Below are 12,418 nucleotides of genomic sequence, written 5' to 3' on the forward strand. Positions count from 1 at the left end.
TAAAAAGAAAAACTGTATGTCAACCTACAGTTTTTCAATATATTATGAGATTAATCGTCATCAGGTTCTTCTATTACATCTTCATCATCCCCCTCTGTAGATAATACCTGTTGATATAGTTCCTCGGTTTCTACCAAACTATTGTCAGCACATGAAATTAGACTTAGATTACACATCATTAACATTACTAATAAAAACTTACTTACGTTTCTCATTTTTAAAAATTTTAAAGGATTAGAAAAAATGAGAGGCCTCTCAATATGTTGATAGCATTATACTATCGTGTAATTACAAGAGCAAAGTAAATGACCAAGTATCATTTATGAATTCCCAAAAGGCGGACTTATTTTGGGCAATTTGTGGACATCAGTAAATACAGGACTTAGAAGGTTTCTAATTAATTTGTAATTTTATCCTATGAGTCAGGAGGTTATCAAAAAAATAGCATTGTTGGTTTTTGAAAAAGCTAAAAAGGAATTGGGAAACCATACAAAAAATGCTATTTGTAATCATATTTCGGATAAGCTAGACCAAAATCCCGATATACAAGGGAGTCTTGATCCCAAAACAATCAAACGAGTATATGAAAAGTATGTAGAAGATAAACAAGGAGGCACTCCATCTGAGATTACAATTACTTATCTTACTCAGTTTTTAGGATATCAGAATTACGGGGATTTTATTAAAAAAACCTCTAACCCTGCCAAAGAATCAAAACTTATTGATAAAAAAATAAGTTCCCCCAAAAAAAAGATATACAAAAAAACATTCATAGTACTATCGGCTCTGCTAATAATAGCAACTGGCATAACATTTTCTTTTTGGGGAAGTGTACATATAACTTCAGAACAAGAAAAGGAAATCATAGTTTTTTTGATCAATAAGAACCATCAAACTGAACTAGGCAAACTTACCGTAGAAAATGACTATTCTCTACACGTATGGTTACCAAAAGGAAAAGCCGAATTATATTATTATTCATTAGACGAAAAAGATGGCAAAGAATATCCAGGTGCAGAAATTATAGAAGTATTGCCATTTTGGAGATCAATATCTCCAGTTGTCCTATCAAAAATTTAATATCTTTATATGAAACACTTCTATCTTATATTTGGTTTGTTGATGATCTATAAAAATATTGTTGCCCAAAATAAAGATGAAATCAAACTTTTGGCTACAGAGCTCCATAGTGAACATTATACAGAAAAAACATATCCAAAAGATCATTTTCAGAACTATGTAGTTTCGGATAGTTTATTTCAAAAATTCCCAGATAACATTAGAAGTTTTGAATTTTCTCCTAGTGAAAAAACAATATCCTTCATCAGGGATTGTGATATACGTGCAGTACAACTTACAAAAAAAAATAACAAAGAAGCATCTGCTTTGCGGGAAGAAAATTTAAATCCCTGTTATGCCAAATTTATCCAAACCTCACCAGAAATCAGATTTGCCTTTGAGCTTCAAAACAGTAATGCCATCTATCATATCAAGGAGGTACTGGTATATGTGTATCACGCAAAAATTTCTTTAAGTACAGACAAGAATTATTTTGCACACAAAAAAGATGAACGGGAAAAATTAATAATAGACCTTACCAAAACCAATCAAGAACAACTTATTTCTTTACATCAGGTGCATGCACTAAAGGATGGAGGATTAGCTTTAAACCTGAGATTATTTGCTTCTAACCACTGGGATGAGAGTTTTGACAAATCAAAAGCTCTATTACATATAAGTTTTAGGTTTACCAATGGTCAAACAATTCGATTAGAACCATTTATGGTAGAAATGTAATTGGGTATTTTGTGTTTTGCGGGTTTCCGCAAATTTTATATAAGTACTATTTGTATGTTGCTAATAATACAGGATAATCATCCCATTAAACAAATCAAATAGTGATGTGTAAACAACTTTTATTTTTTGTGTTATTATGTACTCAAATAACCACCACATTTTCTCAAAAAGACTCTATAGTTATTCAAAAGCCAAATTACTCAAGTATTTTAGGGCCTCCGTTTGGCATTCATTTTAAGTTAAGTGGAGACAAAACTAAAATTGCTTTTTTAGTTGATAAAAATATTGAAATATGGGATGTTTCTTCAAGAAGGATTTTATTTAAAAAAGAGATTGGCAACACTGATCACTTATTTGGTCTTAATCATTCTGGTGACGTTTTTTACGTTTTTAAGAAAAATCCGAAAGCTAATAACCTAAACACAAAAGAAAATCTGTGTGTATTCTATGATATTTATCAAAAAGAACCTATCCTGAAATTAAAATTAGATATCATTGATGTCATAAAATTTGATAAATCTGGTTTAAGGTTTGGTGTTATAAAAAATGGCAAAATAATTAATCAGACCATCGATTTTTATAGAAAAGAAAAGAATAGGTATTATCTAGAGCATACATTGAAAAAACCTGTTAGAAACTTGAATTCATACATTTTTGATTTGGAGTTCACTAGTGATAAAAAAAAATTTAATCTATTTATAACAGAGGATGCTACAAAGGATTCGCCAGTTATTTTTCAAGAGTGGCGACTAGAAAATTACAGCCACCTAAGATCAAAAAAATCAAATGGATTTAATTATAACAGTGTCTTAAAAAACCTGATAAATGATGTAGCTAATATTAACGAATTTATCCCTTCTAATAGAAATTTGAATCAAAAAATGCTTGTAAAAAATATTAATTCTAATTATAAAAATTATATCGAATTATTTGATTTCAAATCTGGTATGACCAGAACTAGTTTTAATAACAATATTGGTTTTCTAAAAGTTGAAATCATAAACGAAAAATTAATTGCAACTATAAATACGGATTATTCTATTTCTATATGGAACATTGATAGCGAAAATTTAATTAGTAGAATGGATCCAATTGAAGTTCCGACATCTCAAACTAATTCAAAAACAATTCAGACTTTAAAAATTTCGAGCATTGCAGTAAATGAAAATCAAAATGAAGTTTATTTTAGTATTAAAGGCAGGGGGAAATTAAGGGTATGGAATTATAAATATGGTCGACAGGAAATTTTTAATACAAAAATTTTGCCTGTTATGTTGCCATTTTTCACTTCTGATTCTACCATAGTATATAAAAAAGGGAAACATATCGAACATTATAATTTCAAAAAATTAAAGGTAATTGATAAAATAAAAGAAAGAAATGATGGAACAAGAAATTTTGATTTTAAATATGATATTAATTCCGGTATCGGAGCGATTAAAGTTAGGGATCAACTAAAAATTTTAAGTGTAAACCCTCTTAAAATAATTGATTCTATATCGCTTAAAACATTAAGGCCTTATCCTCTTTCAGATCCAATAGTTGTGAGCGACAAGCTTGAACATATTGCAATTATAGAAAATCCAAATTTGAGTTTAAAAGAATCAGCAACCTTGAATAATGAAGGCAATCTGGATGTTACCAAAATTCGGAAACTTAGTCTAATTCCTCCTTCATCACAAAAAATCAAAAAACTTTATGAAAATAGAATTGCATCCAAAATAAAACTTTATCAACACAATCGTAAAAAAATAATCCCAAAGGGGGAGATTGAAATTCCTAAATATGCCATAAGTGATGTAAGTTTTTCCGAAGACAACCAAAATATGGTAATCAATAGTTATAATATTAAGAATTTTTATCCTGCAGTGGATGTAAAATGGTCTACATATTTATATAATATCAATTTTAAATCTTTAAAAGAAGTTTTAAACCGCGTAAATGGCAGTTCTTCATTTAGTCCATTTTCAAAACTATTGTGTTCTATAAACGAAACAATCAATTATTATATAATTGAAATAAGAAATTATAATGACTTGGCAACTATTAATGAATTAAAAATAGACACTACGCATAAAGTAAATAAAAAAAGAATTGAACTATCTCAAGAACTAAAATTTTTAAATGAATCAATGATTTTATTTTATGGAAAAGAAAAAAACCTTTTGATCAACCTCAAATCAGGAAAACAAACTTTTCTTGATTTAGGTTTCGAACATTTCGATATAAAACATTCAGATTCATTAATAGTTAGCAGTAATACAGGGTTACAGTTTTATTCAAAAAATTTAAAAAAAATATTTTCAAAGTATTTTCATAAGGATATGACAAGTAGTCTCATCATAGACAACAATTTGAATTACCTCAACAAAGGAAAAGGATATGAGCTGGTATCCCTGTTTAAAAACAATAGAACTTATGGTTTTGAGCAATTTGACTTAAAATACCATAGACCTGATCTTGTGATTGAATCTATAAAGAAAACTATTGGGGATAGTATCTATGAAATGAAAGAACTTTATGAGCTAGCCCACAAGAAAAGATTAGAACGTATGGGTAAAAAGGAAGAAGCGTTTCAATCTGATATTCAAGCACCTGAACTTACCATTACTAATAAAGCACGATTGCCCTACAAAACAGATAATCCGGTAGTTAATATTGATATAAAAGCAGCAGACCGTAAATACCACTTAAACAAACTTCAGATCAGTGTTAACGGAACTTTAATCAGAAACCCCGATTACAAACTACAACAAAAAACAATTTCCAAAACCATCCCATTACCCTTATCTAATGGAACTAATAAGATTCTGATATCGGTGATCAATGATCAGGGGGTTTCTTCGGACCTGGAAGAAATACAAATGGAATATGCAGGACAGCCTATTGTTTCTCGCTTATATATTGTTTCTTTGGGAGTATCAGCGTATCAACATCTAAAAACCACTCCAAACTCTTCGAGAGACGCCATCAGATTAGGAAAAGCCTTCAAGCAAATTAATACCAAACAAGTATACTCTTTAAGTCTAACCGATCAACAGGTTACTAAAAACAATTTGAAACAAGTTTCAGAATTTTTATCGCAAACCAGAGAAAACGATGTAATTTTATTTTTCGCTTCTGGTCACGCCATCCAAATAAAGGGCGAATATTTTTTCTGTACGGGTAGCTCAAATATTGATAACATCACTACCACAGGTATCACTTATAATGATTTTGATAATCTCTTAGGAAGTACAAAATCCAGAAATAGATTACTGATATTAAACACTTGTTATTCTGGTGAAATTTTTAATGCAAATACCATACAAGAGATGAAAGCTATCGACTTGATGCGAAAAGTCTTTGAAGACCTAAAAGTTACCAATGGTACGACAGTAATCTCGGCATCTGAAGGAACTGATAAATATTATGAAAGTCCTAATACCGGTAATGGTATCATCACTCTTGCAATTTTGGATTTGATAAACTCTAAACAAGAAATCACCGCTCAAGAATTTTGTAAAGAGATTATTACATATTGTACCAGAAAAAGTAATGAAGACCCCTTTGAAACTAAAACCAATAAAAACATCCCGTTGATAAGACATAACAACATAGATAATAATTTCAGGATGTGGTAAAAACACATAATCGGTTCTTAAAAATTCAATTGAAAAGATCAAATAAACACAATATATCCTTTAAGAATAAATCAAAAACCTTTATTTGTTTTATTACTTACCAGAAAATCAAATACTTAATCTATAAAATCAGTAATAAAAGATGTGATTTGCGGAAAGTCGCAAAGTAAGACCATATTTTGCATTTAGTTTAGTAAAAGTTAATTCACTAAACTTTAAAATTATGATCACAAAAATCATTTTCAACAAAAAAATTATCTGTCTATGTATGTGCATTTTGATATGTATACTACAAAACAAAATGCAAGCGCAATTGAATAAAAATAAAATAGATTTTGGCTTTAGAGGAGGACTAAGCGGTACTAGCCTCAGCGGAGAAATTGCCGAAGATATAGAACTCGAAACCACTATCGGGTTTGATATATTTCTATGGTCTCATTATGCTTTTTCAGAACGATTTGGCTTACAACTTGAATTAGGTTATGCTAGTAAAGGTGCTTCAATTGAACTACAAGATAATGTCAGTATTTATCAAAATATTACCTATAACATCAATTATGCAGAAATACCTATACTAACCACTTTTAATATATCGCCCAAAATTAGGTTTTTGATAGGACCATCAATAGCAGTGCTTGTAGATGAAGAAGTAGAATTTACAGCATTTGACGGGCTTGTCAGTGGTCAAAGCAACACTGATGACATTAAAACTTTTGATTTTCTTGGCACTACAGGAATTCAAATAGACTTACCTTTCTGGAACGGAAAATCATCTGCAGGTATTCGATATAATCATGGTTTAACAGATATTACAAAATCTGATGATACTGATCTAAAAAATCGATCTTTATCTATTAATTATATATACAGGTTTTAATCTCTCATTAAAAATTTAATAACGAACGCTCCGCCCGCGAAGTAAAAGAAAAGCCGAATCAATTGATTCGGCTTTTTGTTTTTATACAAATTATCATTTACTCTTGATCTGATTCAGCTTCTTTTGCTTTCTCCTCATCTTCCTTTATCATTTTTTGATCTTCTTCTGTAATTTGCTTATGCTCAGCAGTCATACTTTGATGTTCTTTCTCCATGTCCTCATGTTGAGCTTTCATAGATTCATGTTCTGCAGTCATTTGTTCTAACGTAATCTCTCCAGAAGCATGTTTTGTTTCTAATTCAGCATGTTTTTCTATCAATGTTTTATGTGCCTCAATAAGTTCACCATGCAAGGCTAATAAAACCATATGATTCTTTTCAGTTACTACATGAATAGAATCATTTTCAATAGTTTTATGAGCATCTACCATTTGTTGATGATCATCTTTCATAGCATTGTGTTCTTTAGTCATTGCTTCATGAGAGGTCTCCATTTCTTTATGTTTTTCGACCATTGCCTTGTGTTCTGGAGTTTCAGCTGCATTTTGATTACAGGCAACAAATAAAAAAACTGTTGCAATCAATGCTATTCTGTTAAGTGTTTTCATAATATTTATTAAGTTATTAGATTTTAAAGTTAAAAAAACTATTATTCAAATACCTTTTTTAAGATGAAACCTAAACTATTTTAATAGTAAAATAATATCTTTAGACTTTCTTCTTATGGAAACTAAAAAAACAAGAAATACCGAAAAACAAGATCTTGTAAAGAAAATCTTATCCAGAAATGAACATACCATGTCTGCAGAAGATATTATGGCAGCCATGCCTATAAAAGTGAATAAAACAACCATTTATAGGATTTTAGATCGTTTTGTAGATAAGGGAGAGGCTCATTTCATTACAGGAAAAAATGGTAAGGCATATTATGCACTTTGTGATAACTGCGGAAAGTCTCATAAAATCCATAATCATATACATTTTGAGTGTCAGGTATGTAACGAAGTAACCTGTCAACCAAATACTCTACATATTCCAAATTTAGAAGGATTTACTATTCAGGAAACTCAATTTTTGGTTATCGGGATATGTAATAAATGTAAAGAATAAAAAAACCACCTGCTCTCCAGCAGGTGGTTTCGTGAATACACATTCTCAACGTAAAAACAAAGAAACGTTTTATCTTACAGCTATGGGATAATTTTCACCCCTATTTCTTACAGTTCCAGATGTTCTTGGACCACTTCCTCTGGCATGCATGATCCCAGCTACATGTGGTGAAGCCATTGAAGTACCACTTAATGTAGCATATCCTCCATTTAAATAAGTACTACGAACGCTGCTTCCCGTAGCAATGACATCAATTGGATTCATGTTATAATTAGAAAAAGATGAAAAACCACGATTACAAGTCATAGAAGCAACAGTATATATACCATTACCGTTAACACAGGCAGGCTGATAACTAGCTGCATTAGCACTATCATTACCTGCTGCAATTGCCACCAAAGTCCCTGCATTTCCTAGCGAAAATAGCGAATTACGATATGATGAATTATTAGAACAACCAGAACCAAAGAAGCCTCCTAAACTTAAATTGGCAACATCACCAGGAAGATCGAATTGACCTACGTGATTAATCCCAGAAAGTATAGTAGAAGTACTACTACCACCACTACATCCAAAAACTCTAACCGGTACAACACTTGCTCCTGAAGAAACACCTACAACACCAATACTATTATTAATTGCAGCGGCAGTACCTGCTACATGAGTTCCATGTCCGTTACAGTCATTAGGAGAACCACCTACAAACGATTTGGCATACGTAGAATTTGTAACGACATTTAGATCTGGATGATCTAAATCGATTCCACTATCAATTACCCAAATCCATTCGTTTTTGCCAGCACCATTAGTGGCTCCTCCTGCTCTTGAAATTCCACAAGGTGTTTGTTGAGCCATTCTGTGTGAAGCATCCCCAGAGACAATTTCTTCAACTTGAAATTTTGGTAATTCTATCACTCTATCAAACTCGATAGCCGCGATGTTAGGATCTTTAGAGAATTTTTGAAATTCATCGCTATCTAGTTTAATAGCTATACCTGAAATTTTTGTAGTATAGTAGTCTAAAACTTTAGACTGGTCCAGATCATAATCCGATAAAATTGAGTTCATTTTTTTTATCGAAGCTTTAGAAATATCCCTAACTGATGCAGCTTTTTCTTCTCTACTAGAAAAAGATGACTTTTCAAGAACTTTTGACGCTGGTTTAATTTTAGAATCTTTGAAAACCACGATATACTGATCAGGAATAATTTTTCCTTCAGTACTTGTAGGTTCTGTAATCGATTCTACCATTTCATCAGAAATGTTTTCATTTTGACAAGAAGTAATTACTAAGGTAATTAGTAACGCTCCTAAAGCGAGTTTGCTAAAATTTTTCATTTGAGTTAAATTTGTGTTAGTCCTCAAATGTATAAATTCACTGAAAAAATACATTATGGAAAAACCTTACATAAAGATTTACATATCAAAAAATTAAGAAGAAAAAAAACAAACCAAATCTCACTAATGCAACAATATTGCATTAGTGAGATTAAAGCTTTAGTTGATATTTAACAGGAAAAATCTGTCAGCCCAAATTTGTAGGAAAACAGCTATCTTTAATAATTGATTTGTTAATAAATTTTAACTTTTTTTAACTAAAATTTAACTAAATCACTCTTAAAACTAAGCTCAAAATGTTAAAACCCGTTTTGAACAAATACATGATTCTTACCAAATTTTCACAAAACGGAAGTTCTTATAAATACCTTATGATTTTAGTTTCTGATTAATTCTTATATCTAACCAATGAGAATTAATAATTGGAAAAATACTTTCATCATACATTACTATAACTGCCTGCAAACAACAAGAAAAATCGGTAATGATAATGATACTAAGGATAGTGATATTAAAACTATTAAAATAGAAACACCAACTCTTATTTATAGTAGACCTAAAGGGGAGTATGCTGGAAAAGATACAGAACAAATTTTGTTAGATTTCTTTGTACTTAATACAACACTTTCTGAAAATGGTCATAAAGTTCGCGCCACTATTAATGATAAAGAATTTATGATTACAGAATGGGTTCCATACGTTATCAAAGGGCTTCCTAAAGGAACTGTCTCAATACAATTAGAACTATTGGACGAAAATGGTGTATTGATTCCTGGTCCATTCAACCAAGTTACCCGCACAGTAACGTTAAAGGAATAAGTATTTAAAAAAATATAAAATCTGTTATCAATAATGATAGCAGATTTTATATTTAGGTAATCGTTATTTTTTACTTTATCCTTCTATAAGTCGCTTCTTTTAAGATATAGTTGCAATGATCCACATCATCAGCATTGAGATCAAGAATACCTGTAATTTCTACCACCTGATCTGTTTTAAGATTAGGTTTTTGTTTAAAAATAACCTCAACAATAGTTTCGGGGCCAGCTCCACCACAGAAAAAACAGGAAGACATAGGGTTTCTGGAAACCATATAAAATTCACCTGCTTCTGATGAAAAATCCAAAAAATAACCTTTAATACGAATAGAAGTCCCCTGATAGGATTTTATGATAGGACCAAATCTCGGTTTTAGAAAAAAATCATCATATTTTGCACTATAAACATCAGAAAAACTCACATCAGTTAAATCATTCCAAGTTAATTTTTCCTGAGAAAACAGATTAAACTTAGTGAACACAAAAAATAAAATCAGTAAGACTACTTTATACATCAGAGATTGTTTTAGAAGCGTTTAATTTGAATATAGATAATGAAGCCAAAATGGTTGCCATTAAAGTTGTGACAATCACTAGTACTAATATGGATAACTCTTTTTTATTCGGAAAACTAAATACAAAATTGTATCCATATACACCTTCTATAAAAATGGTAAAAAACCAGATACTTATTCTCCCTAAAAACCATCCTAGAAAAGATCCTAATAATGATAAAAAAAGTGCTTCAAAAAAAACCAGTTTTATAAGTTGAAAAGTATTAGCACCATAGGTTCGTAACAGGGCCAGTTCTTGTTTTCTTTCTCGTACTGTTTTTATTAAATTAATAAATATGCTAAGACCAGCTACAAGAAGTATTGCAACAGAAATACCATTGATAGTTCGAAAACCAATTCCTAAAAACTTGATTAATCGTTCAATTTCAAATTTGGGCAGAGCTGCTTGCATTGTAGTTTTTTCATTAATAAATCTAGACATTTGCAAAGCCCCTAAAGGATTTCTAAACTTAACTAACAAAGAAGTTATTTCTCGTTGTTCTTCGTGCGCTGCTTCCTGGTGAATATGCTCATCTTCATGTTCATGTACCTCCCAAATACTTTCTAAACTAGTAATAATAAGATGATCAATAATTGCCCCTGTTGGTTTTAGTATCCCTTTAACAATAAAAGGTTTCTCATCATGAGTTTCTAATCCTTTTTCGGCTAAACCATGAGCGCTGACAAAAGTGTCTCCTATTTGCAGGTTGCTTTTATTTGCCACATCTTTTCCAATGACAACCTCAAATGGCTTTTCATATATCTCTCCTTCTTGTAAAGCTGCTCCATATTTTAATAAATACTCGTTTGGCGTACCTAAAATTCTATGTCCTTCATAATTATCGCCATAAGAGACTGGTATCACATCTTTAACCATAGGGTTTCTAACTATCTTTAAAGCCTCTTCTAGCGGTATGTTTCCGGTAGGATTATCAATATGTAAGACAGAGGATAATACAAGTTGTAGAGGACTTCCTTTTGCACCGATAACCATATCAAATGGTTTAATATTATTTTCTAAATGTTGATGAAGTTGATCTTTTACCTGCAAGACAAAAGTTGCTAACGAAATACTTAGCAACAATAGCAAAATACTTAAGATAGTATTTAAAGGTTTAGAAATCAGATTTTTGAAAGCTAGGTGTAACAATTTTATAAAGTTATATGATTATCAAAATGTGATTTAACTCTTTGATCATGAGTTATAATGACCAAATTACTTTTACAGATTTGAGCTTCTTTTTTTAGTAGGGTTATGACTTTTTCACAATTAGCATCATCTAGATTAGAAGTAGGCTCATCTGCTAATATAACTTTGGGTTTATGGATAACCCCTAAAGCAATCGAAAGTCGCTGTTGTTGTCCTTCACTTAATTGATAAACTCTTTTGTTTTGAAAATCCGAGAGTCCCAATTGTATAACTAGCTCTTCTCTTCTGTAACGATCATTTTTCTTCTTAGAAAGCTGCTCGCGTAGGATTAAATTCTCAAGTAAAGTCAAAGATCTAATAAAATAAGACCGTTGAAAAATTAACCCAATATGCTGTCCCCTGAAATTATCTAATTGCTTACGTGTAAGTTTATTCAGAAAAGTATTACCTATAAAAATATCACCTTCTGTTGGAGATAGAAGACCAGCTAAAAGATGTAACAATGTTGTTTTACCAACACCTGAAGGTCCCAAAATCAATATATTCTCTTTTGGGGGCAAATCGATATCAGGAAAACAAAAAGTGTGATTTTCTGCATCCTGATATGTAAACTGAAGAGAATCGGTTCGTATCATAAAATCATTTTGTCAAAAATAAATAAATAAATATTATTAATGCAACAAAGTTGCATTTGTAAAATAATAGTATCTTTGCGCTCTCAGATAAATACATTTTCTTTTGAACATATTACACATACGCAATAACTCAGATACTTTAGGAATCGTAGCTAGTGGTTTATGTTTAGCACATTGCCTAGCTACTCCTTTTCTTTTTATTGCTCATACCGGATCGATAATGCTCCAAGATGCACATCCTGTTTGGTGGAAGCTATTGGACATTGTTTTTTTAGTGTTTTCTTTTATTGCAATCCGTAGATCTACCAAAACCACCTCAAAAACAAAAATGAAATACGCTTTTTGGATAAGTTGGTTACTGTTACTTGTTATTATTATCAATGAAAAACTAAGTATTGTTTCTTTGCCCGAAGAAATGATTTATGTAGCATCCTTATCATTGGTTGTTTTACATTTCTACAATTTAAAATATTGCCAATGCGAACAAAAATGTTGTAAAATTAATGAGTGTTAGTAA

General features: G+C 30.9%; 13 protein-coding genes. 7 read left to right on the plus strand and 6 right to left on the minus strand.

What is annotated here, in order from left to right:
• Positions 1–50: 50 nt before the first annotated feature.
• Complete coding sequence (locus tag U0D62_RS04580; protein ID WP_322194145.1) at positions 51–215, minus strand: hypothetical protein; 165 nt, start codon at positions 213–215, stop codon at positions 51–53.
• Positions 216–417: 202 nt separating this feature from the next.
• Between U0D62_RS04580 and U0D62_RS04585 the strand changes: the two genes are divergently transcribed.
• The 4 genes from U0D62_RS04585 (at position 418) to U0D62_RS04600 (ending at position 6,297) form a co-directional block, all read left to right on the plus strand.
• Positions 418–1,080 (plus strand): hypothetical protein, encoded by a 663-nt coding sequence (locus U0D62_RS04585; RefSeq protein ID WP_322194146.1) that lies wholly within the window; start codon positions 418–420, stop codon positions 1,078–1,080.
• A 9-nt stretch (positions 1,081–1,089) separates the two neighbouring features.
• The gene (locus U0D62_RS04590; protein WP_322194147.1) at positions 1,090–1,797 is read left to right on the plus strand and encodes a hypothetical protein; all 708 of its coding nucleotides are present in this window, start codon (positions 1,090–1,092) and stop codon (positions 1,795–1,797) included.
• A gap of 104 nt (positions 1,798–1,901) precedes the next feature.
• Positions 1,902–5,420, plus strand: coding sequence for a caspase family protein (locus U0D62_RS04595; RefSeq protein ID WP_322194148.1), 3,519 nt, complete (start codon positions 1,902–1,904; stop codon positions 5,418–5,420).
• Between the two features lie 313 nt (positions 5,421–5,733).
• Positions 5,734–6,297, plus strand: a complete 564-nt coding sequence (locus U0D62_RS04600) for a porin family protein (RefSeq protein ID WP_322194149.1) — start codon at positions 5,734–5,736, stop codon at positions 6,295–6,297.
• Positions 6,298–6,394: 97 nt separating this feature from the next.
• Here U0D62_RS04600 and U0D62_RS04605 read toward each other — a convergent pair whose 3' ends face one another.
• The gene (locus U0D62_RS04605; RefSeq protein WP_322194150.1) at positions 6,395–6,904 is read right to left on the minus strand and encodes a hypothetical protein; all 510 of its coding nucleotides are present in this window, start codon (positions 6,902–6,904) and stop codon (positions 6,395–6,397) included.
• A 115-nt stretch (positions 6,905–7,019) separates the two neighbouring features.
• Between U0D62_RS04605 and U0D62_RS04610 the strand changes: the two genes are divergently transcribed.
• Positions 7,020–7,406, plus strand: a complete 387-nt coding sequence (locus U0D62_RS04610) for a Fur family transcriptional regulator (RefSeq protein WP_322194151.1) — start codon at positions 7,020–7,022, stop codon at positions 7,404–7,406.
• Between the two features lie 69 nt (positions 7,407–7,475).
• Here U0D62_RS04610 and U0D62_RS04615 read toward each other — a convergent pair whose 3' ends face one another.
• Positions 7,476–8,744, minus strand: a complete 1,269-nt coding sequence (locus U0D62_RS04615; RefSeq protein ID WP_322194152.1) for a S8 family serine peptidase — start codon at positions 8,742–8,744, stop codon at positions 7,476–7,478.
• A gap of 408 nt (positions 8,745–9,152) precedes the next feature.
• Between U0D62_RS04615 and U0D62_RS04620 the strand changes: the two genes are divergently transcribed.
• Positions 9,153–9,563 (plus strand): hypothetical protein, encoded by a 411-nt coding sequence (locus U0D62_RS04620; protein ID WP_322194153.1) that lies wholly within the window; start codon positions 9,153–9,155, stop codon positions 9,561–9,563.
• A 70-nt stretch (positions 9,564–9,633) separates the two neighbouring features.
• Here the strand turns inward: U0D62_RS04620 and U0D62_RS04625 are convergent, their stop codons facing one another.
• Genes U0D62_RS04625 through U0D62_RS04635 form a run of 3 tightly spaced genes read right to left on the minus strand, consistent with a single transcriptional unit; the run spans position 9,634 to position 11,901 of the window.
• Positions 9,634–10,077 (minus strand): hypothetical protein, encoded by a 444-nt coding sequence (locus tag U0D62_RS04625; RefSeq protein ID WP_322194154.1) that lies wholly within the window; start codon positions 10,075–10,077, stop codon positions 9,634–9,636.
• Positions 10,070–11,266 carry an ABC transporter permease gene (locus U0D62_RS04630; protein WP_322194155.1) on the minus strand — a complete coding sequence of 399 codons (1,197 nt, stop codon included), beginning with the start codon at positions 11,264–11,266 and terminating at the stop codon, positions 10,070–10,072. Before U0D62_RS04630 ends, U0D62_RS04625 begins: the two co-directional genes overlap by 8 nt.
• Before the next feature lie 2 nt (positions 11,267–11,268).
• Positions 11,269–11,901, minus strand: a complete 633-nt coding sequence (locus tag U0D62_RS04635) for an ABC transporter ATP-binding protein (protein ID WP_322194156.1) — start codon at positions 11,899–11,901, stop codon at positions 11,269–11,271.
• Positions 11,902–12,004: 103 nt separating this feature from the next.
• Between U0D62_RS04635 and U0D62_RS04640 the strand changes: the two genes are divergently transcribed.
• Positions 12,005–12,415 (plus strand): MerC domain-containing protein, encoded by a 411-nt coding sequence (locus tag U0D62_RS04640; RefSeq protein ID WP_322194157.1) that lies wholly within the window; start codon positions 12,005–12,007, stop codon positions 12,413–12,415.
• The last annotated feature ends 3 nt before the right edge of the window (positions 12,416–12,418 follow it).

The sequence above is a fragment of the Aquimarina callyspongiae genome (genome assembly GCF_034322225.1).
Taxonomy (GTDB): Bacteria; Bacteroidota; Bacteroidia; order Flavobacteriales; family Flavobacteriaceae; genus Aquimarina.

Coding starts and splice junctions, on each gene's coding strand:
- U0D62_RS04595 (WP_322194148.1), top strand. CDS start 1,902: ATGTGTAAACAACTTTTATTTTTTGTGTTATTATGTACTCAAATAACC.
- U0D62_RS04585 (WP_322194146.1), top strand. CDS start 418: ATGAGTCAGGAGGTTATCAAAAAAATAGCATTGTTGGTTTTTGAAAAA.
- U0D62_RS04620 (WP_322194153.1), top strand. CDS start 9,153: ATGAGAATTAATAATTGGAAAAATACTTTCATCATACATTACTATAAC.
- U0D62_RS04605 (WP_322194150.1), bottom strand. CDS start 6,904: ATGAAAACACTTAACAGAATAGCATTGATTGCAACAGTTTTTTTATTT.
- U0D62_RS04590 (WP_322194147.1), top strand. CDS start 1,090: ATGAAACACTTCTATCTTATATTTGGTTTGTTGATGATCTATAAAAAT.
- U0D62_RS04625 (WP_322194154.1), bottom strand. CDS start 10,077: ATGTATAAAGTAGTCTTACTGATTTTATTTTTTGTGTTCACTAAGTTT.
- U0D62_RS04580 (WP_322194145.1), bottom strand. CDS start 215: ATGAGAAACGTAAGTAAGTTTTTATTAGTAATGTTAATGATGTGTAAT.
- U0D62_RS04615 (WP_322194152.1), bottom strand. CDS start 8,744: ATGAAAAATTTTAGCAAACTCGCTTTAGGAGCGTTACTAATTACCTTA.
- U0D62_RS04635 (WP_322194156.1), bottom strand. CDS start 11,901: ATGATACGAACCGATTCTCTTCAGTTTACATATCAGGATGCAGAAAAT.
- U0D62_RS04610 (WP_322194151.1), top strand. CDS start 7,020: ATGGAAACTAAAAAAACAAGAAATACCGAAAAACAAGATCTTGTAAAG.